At 60.5% G+C, this 17,586-nt stretch carries 23 protein-coding genes and 1 tRNA gene; 13 read left to right on the top strand and 11 right to left on the bottom strand.

What is annotated here, in order from left to right:
- Window positions 1–18: 18 nt before the first annotated feature.
- Window positions 19–558: a response regulator gene (locus tag Q6L55_01135; GenBank protein ID MEN9257320.1), complete on the bottom strand. Its 540-nt coding sequence runs from the start codon at window positions 556–558 to the stop codon at window positions 19–21.
- 63 nt (window positions 559–621) lie between these two features.
- Window positions 622–1,287 carry a dethiobiotin synthase gene (bioD, locus tag Q6L55_01130; GenBank protein ID MEN9257319.1) on the bottom strand — a complete coding sequence of 222 codons (666 nt, stop codon included), beginning with the start codon at window positions 1,285–1,287 and terminating at the stop codon, window positions 622–624.
- A 38-nt stretch (window positions 1,288–1,325) separates the two neighbouring features.
- Here bioD and Q6L55_01125 point away from each other — a divergent pair, with 38 nt between their 5' ends.
- From Q6L55_01125 to Q6L55_01115, 3 genes are all read left to right on the top strand, one after another.
- Window positions 1,326–1,766 (top strand): LptA/OstA family protein, encoded by a 441-nt coding sequence (locus Q6L55_01125; GenBank protein MEN9257318.1) that lies wholly within the window; start codon window positions 1,326–1,328, stop codon window positions 1,764–1,766.
- Window positions 1,767–1,839: 73 nt separating this feature from the next.
- Window positions 1,840–2,325 carry an allophycocyanin subunit alpha-B gene (gene apcD / locus Q6L55_01120; GenBank protein ID MEN9257317.1) on the top strand — a complete coding sequence of 162 codons (486 nt, stop codon included), beginning with the start codon at window positions 1,840–1,842 and terminating at the stop codon, window positions 2,323–2,325.
- Window positions 2,326–2,375: 50 nt separating this feature from the next.
- Window positions 2,376–2,936: a glycoside hydrolase family protein gene (locus Q6L55_01115; GenBank protein MEN9257316.1), complete on the top strand. Its 561-nt coding sequence runs from the start codon at window positions 2,376–2,378 to the stop codon at window positions 2,934–2,936.
- A 3-nt stretch (window positions 2,937–2,939) separates the two neighbouring features.
- Here the strand turns inward: Q6L55_01115 and Q6L55_01110 are convergent, their stop codons facing one another.
- The 3 genes from Q6L55_01110 to Q6L55_01100 are packed head-to-tail and all read right to left on the bottom strand — an operon-like array spanning window position 2,940 to window position 4,843.
- Entirely contained in the window at window positions 2,940–3,308 is a 369-nt protein-coding gene (locus Q6L55_01110) for a 2Fe-2S iron-sulfur cluster-binding protein (protein MEN9257315.1), read from the bottom strand.
- On the bottom strand, window positions 3,309–4,697 hold the full coding sequence (locus tag Q6L55_01105) for an FAD-dependent oxidoreductase (GenBank protein ID MEN9257314.1): 1,389 nt from the start codon (window positions 4,695–4,697) through the stop codon (window positions 3,309–3,311). It abuts the gene before it with no gap.
- Between the two features lie 2 nt (window positions 4,698–4,699).
- Entirely contained in the window at window positions 4,700–4,843 is a 144-nt protein-coding gene (locus Q6L55_01100) for a hypothetical protein (protein MEN9257313.1), read from the bottom strand.
- Between the two features lie 308 nt (window positions 4,844–5,151).
- On the opposite strand from Q6L55_01100, the gene Q6L55_01095 reads away from it, so the two are divergent.
- Entirely contained in the window at window positions 5,152–5,793 is a 642-nt protein-coding gene (locus tag Q6L55_01095) for a pentapeptide repeat-containing protein (GenBank protein MEN9257312.1), read from the top strand.
- 2 nt (window positions 5,794–5,795) lie between these two features.
- The gene (locus Q6L55_01090) at window positions 5,796–7,007 is read left to right on the top strand and encodes a class I SAM-dependent methyltransferase (GenBank protein ID MEN9257311.1); all 1,212 of its coding nucleotides are present in this window, start codon (window positions 5,796–5,798) and stop codon (window positions 7,005–7,007) included.
- On the opposite strand, the gene Q6L55_01085 is transcribed toward Q6L55_01090, so the two are convergent.
- A complete protein-coding gene (locus Q6L55_01085; protein ID MEN9257310.1) occupies window positions 6,951–7,625 on the bottom strand; it encodes a PHP domain-containing protein in 675 nt (224 codons plus the stop codon). The two genes, Q6L55_01090 and Q6L55_01085, sit on opposite strands and share 57 nt — an antisense overlap.
- A 131-nt stretch (window positions 7,626–7,756) precedes the next feature.
- On the opposite strand from Q6L55_01085, the gene rpmF reads away from it, so the two are divergent.
- Window positions 7,757–7,936: a 50S ribosomal protein L32 gene (gene rpmF, locus Q6L55_01080; GenBank protein ID MEN9257309.1), complete on the top strand. Its 180-nt coding sequence runs from the start codon at window positions 7,757–7,759 to the stop codon at window positions 7,934–7,936.
- On the opposite strand, the gene coaBC is transcribed toward rpmF, so the two are convergent.
- Together coaBC and Q6L55_01070 are read right to left on the bottom strand one after the other, a co-directional pair.
- Window positions 7,897–9,123, bottom strand: a complete 1,227-nt coding sequence (gene coaBC, locus Q6L55_01075) for a bifunctional phosphopantothenoylcysteine decarboxylase/phosphopantothenate--cysteine ligase CoaBC (protein ID MEN9257308.1) — start codon at window positions 9,121–9,123, stop codon at window positions 7,897–7,899. The genes rpmF and coaBC overlap by 40 nt on opposite strands.
- The gene (locus Q6L55_01070; protein ID MEN9257307.1) at window positions 9,123–9,509 is read right to left on the bottom strand and encodes a DCC1-like thiol-disulfide oxidoreductase family protein; all 387 of its coding nucleotides are present in this window, start codon (window positions 9,507–9,509) and stop codon (window positions 9,123–9,125) included. Before Q6L55_01070 ends, coaBC begins: the two co-directional genes overlap by 1 nt.
- A gap of 35 nt (window positions 9,510–9,544) precedes the next feature.
- On the opposite strand from Q6L55_01070, the gene aat reads away from it, so the two are divergent.
- A complete protein-coding gene (gene aat, locus Q6L55_01065; GenBank protein MEN9257306.1) occupies window positions 9,545–10,135 on the top strand; it encodes a leucyl/phenylalanyl-tRNA--protein transferase in 591 nt (196 codons plus the stop codon).
- Between the two features lie 12 nt (window positions 10,136–10,147).
- On the opposite strand, the gene Q6L55_01060 is transcribed toward aat, so the two are convergent.
- Both Q6L55_01060 and Q6L55_01055 read right to left on the bottom strand, forming a co-directional pair.
- A tRNA-Glu gene (locus Q6L55_01060) sits at window positions 10,148–10,220 on the bottom strand.
- Window positions 10,221–10,271: 51 nt separating this feature from the next.
- On the bottom strand, window positions 10,272–11,390 hold the full coding sequence (locus tag Q6L55_01055) for a histidine kinase (protein MEN9257305.1): 1,119 nt from the start codon (window positions 11,388–11,390) through the stop codon (window positions 10,272–10,274).
- Between the two features lie 60 nt (window positions 11,391–11,450).
- On the opposite strand from Q6L55_01055, the gene metG reads away from it, so the two are divergent.
- The 6 genes from metG to Q6L55_01025 all read left to right on the top strand — a co-directional run bounded on the left by metG (window position 11,451) and on the right by Q6L55_01025 (window position 17,290).
- Window positions 11,451–13,016, top strand: a complete 1,566-nt coding sequence (metG, locus tag Q6L55_01050) for a methionine--tRNA ligase (GenBank protein MEN9257304.1) — start codon at window positions 11,451–11,453, stop codon at window positions 13,014–13,016.
- Between the two features lie 110 nt (window positions 13,017–13,126).
- Window positions 13,127–13,750, top strand: coding sequence for an NYN domain-containing protein (locus Q6L55_01045; GenBank protein ID MEN9257303.1), 624 nt, complete (start codon window positions 13,127–13,129; stop codon window positions 13,748–13,750).
- A 16-nt stretch (window positions 13,751–13,766) separates the two neighbouring features.
- The gene (gene lptC / locus Q6L55_01040) at window positions 13,767–14,642 is read left to right on the top strand and encodes an LPS export ABC transporter periplasmic protein LptC (GenBank protein ID MEN9257302.1); all 876 of its coding nucleotides are present in this window, start codon (window positions 13,767–13,769) and stop codon (window positions 14,640–14,642) included.
- The gene (gene ubiE, locus Q6L55_01035; GenBank protein ID MEN9257301.1) at window positions 14,639–15,313 is read left to right on the top strand and encodes a bifunctional demethylmenaquinone methyltransferase/2-methoxy-6-polyprenyl-1,4-benzoquinol methylase UbiE; all 675 of its coding nucleotides are present in this window, start codon (window positions 14,639–14,641) and stop codon (window positions 15,311–15,313) included. Before lptC ends, ubiE begins: the two co-directional genes overlap by 4 nt.
- A complete protein-coding gene (larC, locus tag Q6L55_01030) occupies window positions 15,313–16,521 on the top strand; it encodes a nickel pincer cofactor biosynthesis protein LarC (protein ID MEN9257300.1) in 1,209 nt (402 codons plus the stop codon). Before ubiE ends, larC begins: the two co-directional genes overlap by 1 nt.
- A complete protein-coding gene (locus tag Q6L55_01025) occupies window positions 16,502–17,290 on the top strand; it encodes a hypothetical protein (GenBank protein MEN9257299.1) in 789 nt (262 codons plus the stop codon). Before larC ends, Q6L55_01025 begins: the two co-directional genes overlap by 20 nt.
- A 4-nt stretch (window positions 17,291–17,294) precedes the next feature.
- Here Q6L55_01025 and Q6L55_01020 read toward each other — a convergent pair whose 3' ends face one another.
- Window positions 17,295–17,555: an RNA-binding protein gene (locus Q6L55_01020; GenBank protein ID MEN9257298.1), complete on the bottom strand. Its 261-nt coding sequence runs from the start codon at window positions 17,553–17,555 to the stop codon at window positions 17,295–17,297.
- Between the last annotated feature and the right edge of the window lie 31 nt (window positions 17,556–17,586).

The following is a 17,586-nucleotide window of genomic DNA, read 5'->3' as shown; positions in this document are numbered from 1 at the left end:
CGACCCGATAATTATAACCTACGGCGCTTGGGATAAACGGTCCTGCACCCAAGTCCGTAATGCCTGTAATTCCTGCTTGAGTTGGGCCACTTCCATTTCCAACGTCCGCACCCGGGCTTCCACATCGGCGCTAACCGGTCTGGGCACAGCGCTGATCTGTTGACGTTTGGCCCGTTCCGCCGCCAGACGGGTGGCTTGGCGAATGGCTTCAAACAACTCACTTTTTTCAAAGGGCTTAGCAACAAAGGCGAAGTAATCAAAGGGTTCTGGTACTTTCTCCACCACTTCCTCTTTGCGCCCCGACATGACCACTAGGGCCATCGTTTGCAAACTGGCATCCTGTTGAATCTTTTGGAAAACTTCCCAACCGCCCATCTTGGGGAGGATAAAATCCAGCAGGACCAGATTGGGGTGATGTTGGCGGATGAGGGTCATCCCCTCAATGCCATCCCGAGCCTCCAACAGTTCCAATCCTTCCTGGGGCATCATCTCCCGCACCCGCATGCGAATAACCCGGCTATCGTCAATCACCAAAACCTTTTTAGGTGTGTTTGTCATAGCGCCCCGCGGCTTGGCGTTCACTTTCGATTTAACCACATTTGCGCAGGGGTGCAACTTGGGTTACATCCAGTGGGCATCCAAGGCCAGGGCCGCCTGCTTCAGACCGTTGCGGTCATAAATATCGGCCACATAGGGAAAATACCCCCACACCCGGACCCCCGTGAACCGCTGGAGCAGCTCCACCGGCGCCCAATCCTGCCGCTGTTGGGGGGTGACGGGTTCCCGCTCATTCAGGACCAGGCCCACCACCTGCACCCCCCTTTGACGGGCCAAGGCCACCTGGGCCACCGCCTGCCCGATCGCCCCCAATTGCACCGGCACCACCACCAGCGTCGGCAAACGCCACTGAGCCGCCAAATCCGCCACCGTCCATTCCCAGGTCACCGGCGACCCCAACCCCCCCACCCCCTCCACCAGCACCCGGGGGTAACGCTGCCGCAGGTGGGTCAACTGTTGCCAAACCCGGGCCAGGTCAATGGTTTTGCCCTCCTGCTGGGCCGCCAAAGGGGGTGCCAAGGGCGCAGCGAAATAAAGGGGATTGAGCTCCTCCGGCGTCTGGTCCAGGGGCAACACCCGCTGGTAGTACTCCCGGTCCCCCACGCCGGCCTGCACCAGCTTGATGACGCCCACCTGGCCTAGGGCTAGAGCCAATCCGGCCGTCACGATGGTTTTCCCGCAACCGGTATCACTGGCGCTCACCAGTAGGCACGAATTAGGCCAGGTCATCGTCCATTATCATAGGCAGTAGCGTTGCGATCATCATTATGAAGGGATCGATACTCGCCGGGGTGGGCAGTTTGGGGTTGGCAACGGTAATAGCGTTCCCTCTTGTAGCGCAACCGGGTCCCACAGCGCCCCGGGGGGGACCGTTAACCATCACTTCCGATGTTCAGGAGGCCAACGCCCGCACCGGTATTGTGATTGCCCGGGGCAATGTCCGCATGGTCTATCCCAGCCGCCAGGTGGACGCTGTAGCGGAGATGGCCGAATACGACACGCGGCGGCGGATTATTACCCTGCGGGGGAATGTGTTTATCCAACAGGAGAACAACACCCTGCGGGCGGAAGTGGTGACCTACAACATCAACACCGGCAAAATTGAAGCCCTGCCGGCCCCCCAGAAACAGGTGCAGTCGGTTTATGTGATCAAAGAAGACCCGGAAAAGCCGGCCCCCCAGATTACGCCGACCCCCGCCTCCCCCTAACCCCTTGCCACCGGGGACGATTCATTCCTAAAGTGGAACAGGTGGACCTATTCGGCAAACGAGGTGGCGGTTTATGGCTTTAGTCGCGCAGGTGATTGCCAACGCTGATGAGGAACTGCGCTACCCGACTAGTGGCGAGTTGCAGGCGATTCGGGATTTTTGCGCAACCGGGGAACAGCGGCTCCGCATTGCCAGTATCCTGGCTGAGAACGAGAAGAAGATCATAGACAAAGCTGCACAACAACTGTGGCAACTCCATCCGGACTACATCCTCCCGGGGGGTAATGCCTATGGGCAACGGCAGCGGGCCTTGTGCTTGCGGGACTACGGCTGGTACCTGCGGTTGATCACCTACGGCATCGTCGCCGGCGACAAAGAACCCATTGAGAGCATTGGTCTGATCGGCGTGCGGGAAATGTACAACTCCCTGGGGGTGCCGGTGGTGGGGATGGCCGATGCCATTCGCTGTCTGAAGGCCGCCGCCCTGGCCCTCCTGGATGAGGACGACACCGCCCTCGCTGCCGATTACTTCGATTACGTCATCCAGGCCATGTCCTGACGGGTGTGGGGCACCTCCTCTTGCCCAGAGACTATCGCTTTTGGGCTGGTTTGGTCCTGGGAATAGGGGTAGGCAGTTGGCCCTGGTGGCAACCGACCCTGTGGCTCCGCTGGTTGGCTCCCCCGTTGGTCATGCCGGGCGGCGACCCCTACATCCGGGCCTTGATGCGCACTATTACCGTCAGTGAAGCCCGAGGCCCCCGCGCCTACCACCGTTTGTATGGGGGAGAGTACACGGCTGATCTGCGGCAGCACCCTGACCGCTGTGTGGTGATTCGTCCCGGTTGGTGTTCCACTGCCGCCGGCCGTTACCAACTGCTCTCAACAACCTGGTACGAAAAAGCCCGGCGCTACCATCCCCACCCCCAGGCAGCGGAATTTGCGCCCCTGTTTCAGGACCAGGTGGTCTATCGCTGGCTGAGCGACCCCCAGGCTTGGGGCTTGGATATTGCGGCTGCCTTGCGCCAAGGTCAGCTCAGGGCTGTGTTGCGGGAACTGTCCGGCACTTGGACCAGCTTGGGCTACGGTTCCGAATCCAACCGCTGGACCCCCCTGTTGCCCTGGATTTACCAGCAGGTCCTCCAGGAGGAATTGGCCCGCACCCGGCGCTGAATGTCAATCCTCCTCCAGGGGCAATCCCCGGCGCACCCGCCCTTTGCCGAAGTAACGCCCAAATTGCAACTCGTAGAGTTCGTCCTCGTCCTGGGTGGCCAATTCCAGGTCAGAGCGGGCATAGCTGACACACAGCAGGGCGTAGCCCTGGGAGCGCAAAGCTGCCGATAAGCCCAAGGCCTCCGGCTGGAACACCTCCCCCCGCAGGACCCGTACCCCACAGGTGGTACAACAGCCATTGCGGCAGGCAAAAGGCAGACCGATGCCCTGGGCCTCCAGGCTGGTGAGGATGTACTGGTCGTCGGGCACCTGGGCCTGATACACCTGTCCCCGTTGCCGGTCGTGAACCGTAACCTGATAGTAACGCGTCATCTACAACCTCGCTCCTTGGGCCACCAGTCGCTGGCGTAACTGTACCCCATCCACCTGCCGGGGGGGAATACCCGCCTCCAGAGACATGGCCATGGCCACCGCCGCCGCCTCCCCCATGGCCCGGCAATTGGACTGCACCCGCACCGACCCCTGGGCTGCAAAGGTCGCTGATAGGCACCGGCCCGCCACCAACAATTGCTCCACCCCCAGCGGCACCAGGCAGCGGTAGGGAATTTCGTGGTATTCCCCCGGGGGCAGATGGGTCAACCCTGGTCGCCGGTCCTTGGTGGGGCGATGGATGTCAATCGGGTAATTGTTGCGGGCGATGGCATCCGGAAATTTGCGGGCTTGCAGGACATCGGTTTCGGTCAGGAGATATTCCCCCACCATCCGCCGCGACTCCCGCACCCCCACCAGCGCTGCCCCCATCACCACGTAGGACCGCTCGCACCCCGGCAAATAGCGGCGACAAAACTGCCAGTAACGCCGGATCGCCCGCCGGCCCCGGATTTGCGCCTGGGTCAAATGCCAGGGGTTGGTGCCGTCGACCTGGTCACTGATGCGGGGACAGTTAAACGCCAACTCCCCCGGTCGCCCCGCCATGGTGAAGACCTGAAAATACTCCCCATCCTCCGGCAAGAGTACTCCATCCGCCACCGCCTGGCGAAACAGGGGTTCCAAGGGCCAGTGGCGTCCCCAGACCATCGCCGTGTGGATCAAGGGCACCTGGGATCCCTCAGCATTCTCCAGAATTTCGTGCCGCCCCAAACCCCGCAAAAAATCGGCAAAACGGTTCAGGTCCACATTGCCCAGGAGAAACCGCACCGCCAAGGGCTGATTCACCCCCGTTTCCGGGTCCCCGCTTTGGAAAGGCACCCCCGCCCGGTAGGCCACATCTCCATCCCCCGTGGCATCAATGGTGCGCTTGGCCCAGATCACCCCCCGTCCGGCCTTATTGGTCACCACCACCCCCAACACCTGCCCGTCGGCCACTACCACCTCCTCAAACAACGTGTAGTACAAGACCTGGGCGCCGCTAGCCAGCAGTAGGTCCTCCAGCACCCACTTCAGGGCCTCCGGGTTAAACCAGCCCCGGTTGCCATCCCGCCAGACCCCCGATTCCGACCAGGCGTTGAGGTGCTGGTTAATCTCGGCGTCAATCCCACCGTTGAGGGGCACCCCCTGCAATTGATTGGGCATCATGGGTGTCACCAGCGCTCCCGTTTGCGTGCCCCCCAAATACCCCAACTGTTCCACTACCAAGGTCCGATAGCCCGTGCGTCCTGCCGCAATCCCCGCTACAGCACCGGCCGTCCCTCCCCCCACCACCAAAATATCCACCTCCGCCACCAGGGGCAAGTCAGCCACCTGAGCCGGCGATAGGGCCATGGTCAACGCAACAACGAGGGGGGCGGCGGTGGCACATCCTGCTCCTGGTTACAGGCTTTCCAGGCCTCCCGCATCGCCAGTAGGGCTATCTCCAGGGGCATTGCCGTCAGGGTCTGGCGAAAATGGAACTTCAGGCTGGCAATCAATTCGCGTACTTCTGGTGGGAACGGAGCTTTTGACGACATAGACTGGGGGCGGGTGTCCGCCGTCGCGCGAGAGGCAGGAGGAGGGGCTTCATGCTTTTTCATGGACATCACCAACCAACGGCCAGGAGAAGTAGGGCTGAGGGCCATCTATAGCCCATGTTACAACCTTGGCCGGGAGAAGTTCCGTCGCTTCCCCACTTAACCAACCGGACCTTTAGTAAAGCATCTTAAGACCGCCTCGGCCCCTAAGGTTGCCAGGGGGAACGGCGCAGTGGGATGATGGTGCTAGTCGGGCTTGAGTAGGTTGGGTGTTGCGGTCGGTCCTGATCCAGCGCTATACCCAGGGGGAGACAGATTTTCGCCGTCTAGATGGCGCAGGGATGGATTTGAGCGGCGTGGTGTTGGCGGGGGCGGATTTACGGGAGAGCGATTTCCGCCGAGCGAATTTCCACGGGGCCAACCTCAGTCGTTGCCGGATTCAGAAGGCCAACTTGCGGGGTGCTTGTTTGACACTGGCCGATCTCCGGCGGGCCGACCTGCGGGATAGCGACCTCAGCCAGTGTTCTTTGGTGGGGAGTAACCTGCGGGGGGCGAATTTGCAGGGCTGCGACCTCCAGGGCGCCGTCTTCGACCAACCCCGTCCCCATTTGTCCCGACTGCTGGTGCTGGGGAGCAATGGCCTGGCGTTGCTGTTGGTCGTGGTACTGGGCATCACGGGGCGCTGGGGAGCCGGCTTCCTGGGGTTGGCGCTCCTGCTGCTGGGCAATGGCCTGTTGATGCGGTGGCGGAGTCCCACGGCGGCGGATTTGCGGGGGGCGGACCTGCGGGGAGCCAATCTCACGGGCGCACATCTAGGAGGCATGTATCTTCTGGGGGTGCGCTGTCAAGGGGCCATCCTGCCCAACGGTCGGCCTTACCAGTTCTGGTCCAATCTTTTCCCTTGGGACTAGCGATGACCGACGCCATTACCCAAGCCGTTCGGCAACTGTACAACACCTATCCTTTTCCGCCCGACCCGGTGACGGATGGTCCCCCTCCGGGCTACAACTGGCGGTGGTCGGTGCCGGCAGCCCATCACTTTGCCCTGGGTTGGATACCGCGGGAGTGGCCGTCGCTACGCATTCTGGACGCCGGGTGTGGGACAGGGGTGGGCACCGATTACTTAGCCCATCTGAATCCCACGGCGACGGTGGTGGCCATTGACCTGAGCGAGGCGGCCTTAGCCATTGCCCAGCAGCGACTCCAGCGCTCAGGGGTGGCCCATCGGGTGCACCTGCATCACCTCAACCTGCTGGAGGTAGGCCGCCTATCCCAGACCTTTCACTACATCAACTGCGTGGGGGTGTTGCACCACCTGCCGGACCCCAAAGCGGGTTTGCGGGCCTTGGCGGAAGTCTTGGCGCCGGGGGGATTGATGCACGTGTTTGTGTACGCCTACTGGGGCCGTTGGGAAATCCGGCTGCTGCAAAAGGCGATTCGTCTGCTGCAACCGCCCGGGGGAGATTACCGCACAGGGGTGGCCATTGGGCGACAGTTACTGGCCCATTTACCGGCGGATAACCGGCTGGTGCGGCGGGAACGGGAACGCTGGGCCTTAGACAACGTCCACGACGCCACCTTTGCCGATATGTACGTGCACCCCCAGGAGATGGACTACACGGTGGAGACCCTGTTTGCCCTGATTGCCAATACGGGTCTGGAGTTTTTGGGCTTTTCCAATCCCCGTTACTGGCAGTTGGAACGGCTATTGGGTGCGACGCCGGACCTACTGACAACCGCCCGCGCCTTGCCCCCCCAGCAGCAGTACGAGTTGGTGGAAGCCCTGGACCCAGAACTGACCCATTTTGAGTTCTTTTTGGGACGTCCACCCTTGCAGCGGGGATTGCCCGACTGGCAACAGGCCCGACCGGTGCGCTCGACCTGTATGATGGGGTGGCCGGGGCGTTCCCTGTTGGACTACGACTACCAACCGGTGGATTTAACGCCCCTGGAATACGACATCCTCTGCTGGGCAACGGGCGAGCTGACGGTGGCCGAGTTACTCAACCAGGTGCCGGGCGCCACGCCAGACCACCTTCAGGACCTGCAACGGCGGCAATTGCTGTGGTTACAGGCGGGAGCGGATGCTGCGCCCATGGGTGTCAGTGCCGCAGGTGACCCATAGCCCGTACACCCGACTCAGGTGCAGCACATGGGCCGTTTGCTGCGGGCTGGGGCGCCAGGGGTCCGGGTTGTTGTAGGCGTAATAGGCTTCTACCCCGTCAATGCCCAGGGCGCTGGCCGCCGGGATTAGTTCACTGGCCGGTTTTTTGTAGCGCTCCGGGTGGGCGAGAACGGCTAGACCCCCGGCTCCCTGGATCGCTTGAATCACCGCTGCCGCTGCGTAGTCATCCCCCAAGGGGGTCGTGCCCTGGATGTAGGGAGCCATCAGGGCATGGTCCGGGTCAAAGCCATAGCCGAGAATATGCACCTCAACGCCCAGCAGGTCGCAACTGATTTCAATCCCCGACCACAGTTGCGGCTTGCGGTAACCGGGCAGGCGCTGTAAATAGCGGTAGGCCTGTTCGTAGCCGCTCACCCGGTGATGGTCGGTAATAGCCAACCCCTGCACCCCATAGGTCAAGGCCTGGTCAATCACCTCCTCCGGCTCTAGGCGCCCGTCTGAATGCACCGTATGCAGGTGAAAGTTATAGACATCTGGGCAACTACGCGCGTGAAGTCCCGCCCAAGCCTCCTTGAGTTCCTTGACCGTTGGCCGCTGGACCGCTACCGTTGCCGTCATCCCCACCCCTAAAACGTAAACCTTTGTTAAGACTGGGACTCCTATAGCATAACACGCCCGCCCGGGGATGGAGCGCTGTTCCCCCGTCAATGCTATATTGAAATATGTTTTGCGATTCTTTGGCCCGGCTTATGGCAGTCCCCAAGAAGAAAACCTCGAAGGCTCGCAAGCGGCAGCGTAAGGCGGTGTGGAAACGGCAAGCTCTGTTTGAGGCCCAAAAAGCCTTATCCTTGGCGAAATCCATCTTGACAGGGCGATCCCGCAGCTTCTACTACCCCACGGACGAGGAGGAAACCGACGAGGAATCGTAAAGCTCCCGAGCAGCATCCAGAATCTGGTGGGCTAGGTGGAGTTTAGTGGTCCGTGACCACACCCGCCGTTGTCCCCGTCGGTCTAACCAGACAGCCTCGTTATATTCACTGCCGAAACCGACACCGGGTACATCAATCGGGTTGGCCACGATGGCGTCTAAGTTTTTGGCACGCAGTTTGTCCCGGGCGGGGGCCTCAATATCACCGGTTTGGGCGGCAAATCCGATGAGTAATTGCTCCGGGTGCTTGATGTTCCCCAGGTGTTGGGCGATATCGGGGGCGGGTTGCAGGGGTAAGCAGTCGGGTAGGGCCTGTTTGGGCAGTTTGGTGGCATGGCGCGTTCCCGGTTGTACATCGCTTACCGCAGCGGCCAGCAGACACCAGTGCTGTTCGGGAAAAACGGCTAACACGGCAGCATACATCTCCTGGGCACTGGTAACGCTGATCACGTGATCGACCGCAGGCGTTGGGTGGGTGAGGGGACCATGAATCAAGGTTACTCTCGCGCCACGGCTAAGGGCGGCCTGGGCTAGGGCGATTCCCATGGCGCCACTGGCTGGATTCCCCAAAAACCGTACCGGGTCCAGGTGTTCGCGGGTACCCCCTGCGGTGACCAGAACGTTGTAGCCCTGCAGATCCCGGCGGCCACCAGTGATGAGCAGGGAGTTGACCCAGGCGTCGATTTCCCAGGGTTCGGCCATCCGCCCCGGACCCACGGCATCACAGGCCAGCAACCCTGCCCGCACCCCCACACTGTGGCAACGGGGCCATTGCTGTAGAGTTTGGTAATTGTGCTGGACCGAGACCTGCTGCCACATGGTGCTGTTCATGGCCGGGGCCACCACAACCGGTGCTGTGCTGGCCAGCAGGGTGTTGGTGAGCAGGTCGTCCGCCAAGCCCTGGGCCATTTTCGCCAGTAAATCTGCCGTGGCGGGGGCAATCACCAGCACATCAGCCCATTCCCCCAACTCGATGTGCAACGGACGGCCAGTGGGTTGCCAAAAATCTCCGTCGGTGTAAGCGCAGTGGCGACTGAGGGTGCTCAGGGTCAAGGGGGTGACAAACCGGGTCGCCGTAGAAGTCAAGATCACCCGCACCTGGTGGCCCTGCTGCACCCACTGGGAAACCAGCTCGCAAACCTTGTAGGCGGCAATTCCCCCCCCGATGCCTACCAGAATCCGGCCCATTAGGACGACGGCACGCGATACACCTCCGACCGTTCGCCAAACCACTCGTAGCGATGGTCGCGAATTTGGACGTAACAGGCATCGCCAATGGCCTTCAACCCCGGCAAGCGTTGATAGGCAGCCACCACCGGTGCCACCCCGGGGAGGAAACTCGCCAGTTGTTCGAGGGCCGCCGTACCTTGCCAGCGGCGTTCCGGCCGATTTTGGTCAATGAGAATGACGCCCTGCTGACAGGTCGCTGGTGTAATTCCCCATTGGGCTAGGGCCGCTTCATCCTGCATGGGGAGGTAGCTCAACCACCGGCCCCCCTCCAGCTTATACAGCGCCGCCACCCAACCACTACAGAGTTGACAGCGCCCATCATAGATGATCAAATAGCGCGACACAGGGATTCATCAATCTTGCCCTCTCTATTGTAGCGATGGTGATGGATAGGGATGTGGCCTGGGTCCTTGAGGGGTACCGTCAGGGGTATTTCTTAATGGCAGATGAGGGCACCGGCACCTTGGCTTGGTATCGCAGCCGACAACGCGCCCTGATTCCCCTGGATGAGCGCTTCCATTGCCCCCGTTCTCTCCGACGCAAACTCCACCGGTTTCAGGTGCACGTGAATCGGGATTTCGCCGGGGTCGTTGCCGGTTGCGCTGACCGTCCCCAGACCTGGATTTCCGAAGAACTCCAGCAGCTCTACCAACGCTTGCACCGGGCCGGCTATGCCCACAGTTGGGAAACCTGGGACGGGGATACCCTGGCCGGAGGGGTACTGGGCCTAGTCATCGGCGCCGCCTTCATCGGGGAGTCCATGTTTTACCGGGTCACGGATGCCTCCAAAGTGGCCCTGGTTACCCTGGTGGACCACCTGCGCCGCCGGGGATTTTGGCTGTTCGATGCCCAGGTAATCAACCCCCACCTGACCCGCTTCGGCGCCTACACCGTCTCTGACCAGGAATACAGGCAGTTACTCGCCCAGGCCGTACAGCAACCCGCGCGACCGTTCCACCTGAATTCGTAACGGCAACATCAATACCCCCAAGGGAATTCGAATCCCTGTTACCTCCGTGAAAGGGAGGTGTCCTAGACCACTAGACGATGGGGGCACGCGTTCAACGTATCTATTACTTTAGCGAACGGGTCGGGGCGTTGTCAACTCAGGGGCGGTATACCGGTAGGGTGAAATGGAAGCGACTCCCCCGGCCCGGCTCCGACTCCACCCAAATCCGCCCGTAGTGCGCCTGGATAATCTGCCGGCAGACGGCCAGGCCCAGTCCGTAGCCATTGGCTTCCTGGTCATGGTTAGCCAGGCGGGTGCTGGGGTCAAAAATCCGTTCCTGGTCCGCCAGGGGAATCCCCGGCCCATTATCGGCCACCGTCACCTGCACTTTCAAGGTAGTGCTGTGCAAGGTGCTGATGCTGATCTGCCCGCCCGGAGGGGTGTATTTGCAGGCATTATCCAGCAGGTTGTTCAACACGCGTCTCAGGGCGTCAGGGTCGGCAAAAACCGGCGGGCAAGGTTCGGCAATATCCACCCGTAGGGTGTGTTGGCGGCTCTCCAGGAGGGCTTGGAAACTTTGGGCCACCTGGTGGATGATCTCCGGCAATTGCACCGCCTGGGGATTGAGGTGCAGAACTTTTTGTTGGTTGCGGCTGACCTGGAGGATGCTGGTGATCAACCGGTCCAAGGTCTTTACCTGGTTGCGGGCCTGTTGAATCAGTTGGGGCGCCAGTTCGTGCCGCTGCGGGGCCATCTCCAGGGTTTCCAGGGCAATGCTCACCGCCGTCAGGGGATTGCGCAGGTCATGGGCCAGCATCTCGATCACTTGATTGCGGAAGTCCACCTGGGCGGTCAGTTGACGGATGGTGAGTTGGGCGCGGGCCAGTTCCTCCTCCAAACGGACCACATCGGGGCTGCTAACGGCGGGTGGGGATTGGTTGTCGGCGGCGGCTTCCGTTTGCCAGCGGGGCCACCAGTAATCCACCTGTTCCAGCAAATCACTGCCGGCCAAGACTTGCCGGGGTTCGGGATAGGCCTTGACCAAAGCCGGCGTGGCCACCACCCGTAGCCGTTCCGCCAGATAGGGTTGCTCGATTACGTCCACAATTTGTAAGGCCTCCGCCGGACAACCCAGGGCCTCTAACCGTTGTTGCAACTGTTTGATCTGGTCTCGATGGGTGGTCTTGCTGGTGAACAAGTAAACCTGAACCCTGGACATGGCGTAGCGATTGTGCTGGGAATTACAATTCCATTTACCAGCATAGAGGACGGACACGCCAAACCGCCGAGCAAATCCCTCTATGATGGAGAAAAACCCTGTCTCTACTGGTCCCCTATGGCCCGTTTCAGCCTAACGACCCCTTTGTACTACGTCAACGCCCGGCCCCATATCGGCAGCGCCTACACCACTATGGTGGCGGATGCCCTGGCCCGGTTTGCCCGGTTGCGGGGGGATGCGGTGCTGCTGGTGACCGGCACGGATGAACACGGGCAGAAAATTCAACGCACCGCCCAGGAGCAGGGATTACCCCCCCAGGAACATTGTGACCGCATGGCGGCGGAATTTCAAGACTTGTGGCGGAAGTTGCACATCCAATGGCACCGCTTCAGTCGCACCACCGACCCGCGCCATGGGGTGATCGTCAAGGAATTTTTCCTGCGGGTGTGGGAGCGGGGGGATATTTACTTGCATCAGCAACAGGGGTGGTATTGCGTGGCCTGTGAGGAGTTCAAGGATGAACGGGAATTATTACCGGGGGGATACTGCCCGTTGCATCCCACCTTGCCGGTGGAGTGGCGCGATGAACCCAACTACTTTTTCCGGTTGTCTCGCTATCAAGAACCGCTCGAACGGCTGTACCGGGACCAGCCGGACTTTATCCAGCCGGAAACCCGCCGCAATGAGGTGATGAAATTTGTGGCCCAGGGGCTAAATGATTTTTCCATTTCCCGCCGACATCTGGACTGGGGCTTTCCGGTGCCGGTGGACCCCCAGCAGGTGATTTATGTTTGGTTTGATGCCCTGTTGGGTTACATCACAGCGTTGTTAGAACCCGACGAACCCCCCAGTTTGGCGGCGGCGGTCCGCACCTGGTGGCCGGTGGACTTACATCTCATTGGCAAGGACATTTTGCGGTTCCATGCGGTGTATTGGCCGGCGATGTTGATGTCAGCGGGGTTGCCCTTGCCCAAGCGGGTTTTTGCCCACGGTTTTCTCACCAAGGACGGCCAAAAGATGAGCAAATCCCTGGGGAATGTGGTGGACCCCTTTGCCCTGGTGGAGACCTACGGGAGTGACGCCCTGCGCTATTACTTTTTGAAGGAGATTGAACTGGGGAAGGATGGGGATTTTAACGAGGAACGATTTGTGCAGATTGTGAATGCCGATTTGGCGAATGGGTTGGGGAATTTGCTGAACCGCACGTCTAAGCTCGTCCACAAGTATTGCGGCGGACGGGTGCCGACGCCGGTGGCCTTACCGAATAATCCCTTGGTGACGATGGGCCGGGATTTGGGGGCACAGGTGGCCCAGGCCTACCAGGCATTGGCGATTCACCGGGCCTGTGGGTTGACGCTGGCGCTGGTGCAACGGGCCAACCAGTGGATTGACGAACAGGCGCCCTGGCAGTTGGCGAAAACCGGGGACCAGACCACTTTAGAAGGCGTACTGTATAGCTTGCTGGAGGCGGTGCGGTTGGCGGCCTACTTGCTGAGCCCGGTCGTTCCCCAAACCAGCACCCGGATTTACCAGCAGTTGGGCTACGGAGTGGATTTTGACGGCGAGGTATCCCTGGCTTTCGCGGACCACAGCCGTTGGGGAGTTTTACCCGCCGGTCAGGTCCTCGCCCCGCCGGAGCCGGTTTTTGGCCGCTTGGAACTGGCAAAACCGATAAAATCCTAACGTTTTGTGGGGCAGACCAGGGTTGTTTGCTAAGGTATTAAGTACCGTACCGGATGGGTGGGCGGGACTTACAAAACATTCATATTTTTTATTAACCTGGGATTAAACCGATGTCTGGCATGGATAACGTGGGTTTATTTACTCCCCAACAGGTCTTGGAAAACCGGGGTCGGATTGCCATCTTTATTGATGGTTCTAACCTGTTTTATGCTGCTCTCCAGTTGGGGATTGAAATTGACTACAGTAAGTTGTTGTGTTATTTGACGGCGGGTTCCCGTCTGCTGCGGGCTTTTTTCTACACGGGCGTGGACCCAACCAATGAAAAACAGCAGGGGTTTTTACTCTGGATGCGCCGCAACGGTTATCGGGTGGTGTGTAAGGAGCTGGTTCAGTTACCGGACGGGTCGAAAAAGGCCAATCTGGATGTGGAAATTGCGGTGGATATGTTATCCCTGGTGGGGTCCTACGATACGGCCATTTTAGTCAGCGGCGACGGGGACTTGGCCTATGCAGTGGATGCGGTGAGCTACCGAGGGGTACGGGTAGAGGTAGTGAGTCTGCGCTCCATGACCAGCGATAATTTGATTAATGTGGCCGACCGTTATATTGATTTAGAGACGATTCGGGATGAGATCCGCAAGGCCAATCGTCCCACCCCCTACCGCTCGGTGGCGGAGATGGTCAACAATGCCAACAACAACGCGAATGACAACGCCAATCCGTCCCGTAATTAGGCGATGGGCCTGGGGGGTGGTCCTGGGCTGCCTGTTGGCCGGTTGTCAGGTGCCGGAACGTCCCCTCGAACCGGAGGCCAACCCAGAGGCGTCCCAGCAATTGACCTTTGAATCCCTCAAACTGCACCAGGCGGATAAGGGGGGCCAGACGGTGTGGAAGTTGCAGGCGGACCAGGCGATAGCAGATGTCCAAACCCGGCGGGTGACGGCCCGGCAGGTGGTGGGGGATATTTATGCCCAGGGGAAACCCCGTTATCGGGTCAAGGCGACCCAGGCGACGGTGCAGGAGGCCCAGGAAACGTTGACCGTCGAGGGGGACATCACCGCGGAGGATGTGCAGGACAAAATGGTGATCAAGGCCCGTTTCCTGATGTGGCGTCCGGCCCAGAAGGAAATCCTGTTGAGGGGCAACCCGGAATTTCGCCAGCCGAATCGGATGTATGTCAAGGGGCAGGAGGCCACGATTCGTTTGCGGGAGAATCGGCTGTCCCTGCGGCAACAGGTGCAGGTGACTAACCAAAAGCCAGCGCTGCGGATCACGGGGGAGGCCCTGGACTGGCGATGGCGGGAGGGGCTGGCGCAGGCGCTAAAACCGGTGCAGATCGTCTATACGCCGGAGCAACTGGTGGTCAAGGCGGGGGGCGGGCAGATGGACTTTGCCCGGCAGGTGTTGCGGTTACGCCAGGGGGTGGAGGCGGTACATCCCCGGGGGCGGTTGCGCGCCCAGACGGTGGAGTGGCGGATAGACCGGCAGGAGGTCACGGCCAGCGGCAATGTGTTTTACACCCAAAACGACCCCCCCATCACGGTCACGGGGGCGCAGGCAGAAGGGAATTTGGCGACCCGGCAGATTCGGGTGGTGCAGGCGCGGACGCAGGTGTTCCCGGAATGACCGATACACAGGCCCTGTTTAACCGGATTGCCCGCCATTACGACGCCCTCAACAACTGGCTGAGCTGGGGGCAGCATTGGGTCTGGAAACACATGGTCATCGGCTGGGTGGACCCGCAACCGGGGGAAACGGCGGTGGATTTGTGCTGTGGCACGGGGGATTTGACGGGGCTGCTGGCGCGGAAAATAGGGGGGAGGGGTCAGGTGTGGGGGATTGACTTTGCCCCGGCGATGCTGGCCATTGCCCGCGCGCGATACGCTCACCAACCCATTCACTGGCACCAGGGGGATGTCTTGCAATTGCCCTTTGGGGACAACACGGTGGATGTGGTGACCATGGGGTACGGGTTACGCAATGTCCAGGACCGACAGCGGTGTTTGCGGGAAATCTACCGGGTGTTGCGACCGGGGGGACGGGCGGCCATTTTGGATTTTCACCACCCCGAGGACCCCTGGCTGCGAGCTTGGCAAAGGTGGTATTTGCAACGGGTGGTGGTGCCGGTGGCCCAGTGGTTGGGGTTGGGGGATGAATACGCCTATATCTGGCCGAGCTTGCAAAATTTTCCCCCCGGCGACCGGCAGGTGCAGTGGGCCCAAGATTGCGGGTTTCAGGCCGGCCACTACCCGATTGCCCATGGTTTAATGGGGGTGTTGGTGCTACAGCGCTCTTGATGGGACGCCTGGCCTACTTTGATTGCCCGACGGGGGTTGCGGGCGATATGTGCCTGGGGGCCTTGGTGGATGCCGGTTTGCCGGTTGAGGTCTTACAACAGGTCCTACAGGGGTTGGGGATAGCCGAGTCGGTGAGCCTGATGGTGCAGTCGGTGCAACGGCGGGGCCAGCGGGCGACCTACCTGCACGTCCAGCCGGTGGGGGAACAACCGCCCTATCGGAATTGGGGAGACATTCGCCGGCTCCTGACTGAGGCCTCCTTGCCCGATCCGGTCAAGCAGGGGAGTTTAGCGATTTTCCAGAGCCTGGCCATCGCGGAAGGGGCCGTGCATGGGGTGCCGCCGGAGCGGGTGCATTTCCACGAGGTGGGGGCATGGGATGCCCTGGTGGATGTGGTGGGCACCTGCCTGGGTTTGCATGTCCTGGGGGTGACGCAGGTGTACTGCTCCGCTTTGCCCCTGGGGTCGGGGTATGTGGAAACGGCCCATGGGTCTATGGCAGTCCCCACGCCGGCGGTCCTGTACCTATGCCAGGCCAAACGGGTCCCAGTATATGACAACGGCCTCACTGGGGAACTGGTCACGCCGACGGGGGCAGCCATTGTGACCACCCTGGCCCAGGGGTTTGGGGGGCCACCGCGGATGTCTCTGGAGCGGGTAGGTTGGGGTGCCGGTAGCCGGGATTTGGCCATTGCTAACGTATTGCGGTTGTGGTTAGGGTCAGCTCCAGGGACCCGCATGACGGAACCTGTGGTGGTGTTGGAGACCCAAATTGACGACATGTCGCCCCAGGGACTGACCTACGCCTGTGAACGGTTACTGGCCGCTGGGGCGTTAGATGTGTGGACTCAGGCGATCACCATGAAGAAAGGACGGCAGGGGGTCCTGGTGCAGGTCCTGTGCTCGCCCGAGCAAGCAGACCGCTGTAGCGCTATCCTGTTTGAGGAAACGACCACCTTGGGTGTCCGGTATCAGTGGCAGGAACGGAAGGTTTTACCCCGGCGCCTGGTGCGACTGGCAACACCCTGGGGAGAGGTGGCCGTCAAAGTGGCGGAAATCAACGGTCGGCTGGTTAACGTACAACCGGAGTACGAGGATTGCGCCCGGATCGCCCGCGCCCATGGACTACCCTGGAAGCAGGTGCATCAACAGGTCCTCCATCAGTTTTGGCAGGCGGGGGGGAACCAAGATGATCAAAACCCTGGTTAATGTGTTGATCGGGCTGGTGACCTTTGGGGGGGTGGTGGGGTTACAAATGCAACGCCAGGCCTGGTTGACTGCCCAGCAACAAAACAATCTTCCCCTGTGGCAACAGCAGGAAGCCCTGACCCAGGCCCAGTTGCGTTTATGGCGACAAATGCCCGGTTTGGGGTTCGACAACATGATAGCCAATTGGTGGCTGATTCAGTTCAATATTTACTTTGGCGATGAGGAAGCCCGCAGGGCCTTGGCCTATGGATTGGTGCCCGATTTTTTTGAAGTCATCCTACGACATGATCCGCGTTTTATCCGAGCTTATTTATTTCTATCCACGGCGGGGTCCCTCTACGCCGGGGAACCGGAGCGGAGCATTCAAATTGCCAGCCGGGCCATGCAGTCTTTGACGCCGGAGGTGCCGGGGTCCTACTACCCCTGGATGTACCGGGGCATTGATGAGATGTTGTTTTTAGGGGACGGTCCCGCGGCCATTCGTTCCTTCGAGACCGCCGCCCGGTGGGCCAGCCGGTGGGATACGCCAGAGAGTCAAGCAGTGGTTCGGCGGGCAACCCAGTCAGCCCAGTTTCTGCGGGAGGATGCCAACAGTCGCATTGCTAAAGTCATTGGCTGGCTGACCATCCTCAGTTACGCACCAACCAAGCGCATCCAAGCCATTGCCATTCAAAAAATTTTAGAAGCCGGGGGGCGAATTGAGACCTTGCCCGACGGCCGCCGGGTGATCATTCTCCCCCGGGATGTGCAAAAACGGTTACGGGGCTAGGGTTTTAGAAACGCCGGTTATCGTCCCGGGGCCGGGCTTTATTAACCCGCAACTGCCGCCCCATCCACTCCGCGCCGTCGAGGGCATTGATCGCCTTTTCTTCGTGGTCGTCCTCCATCATTTCCACGAAGGCAAACCCCCGCATCCGACCCGTTTCCCGATCCATCGGTAACGTGACCCGCTTGACTGGTCCGTATTCCGAGAAAACTTCCCTCAGGTCCTGTTCGGTGGCCTTGAAGGATAAATTGCCCACGTAAATAGTCATAACCCAAATCCAACGCCAATGCACAACGCTC

It is taken from the genome of Gloeomargarita sp. SRBZ-1_bins_9 (assembly GCA_039794565.1).
Lineage (GTDB): Bacteria > Cyanobacteriota > Cyanobacteriia > Gloeomargaritales > Gloeomargaritaceae > Gloeomargarita.
Note: the sequence above shows the minus strand (reverse complement) of the source record. Positions and strands in the feature narration are given on the sequence as shown.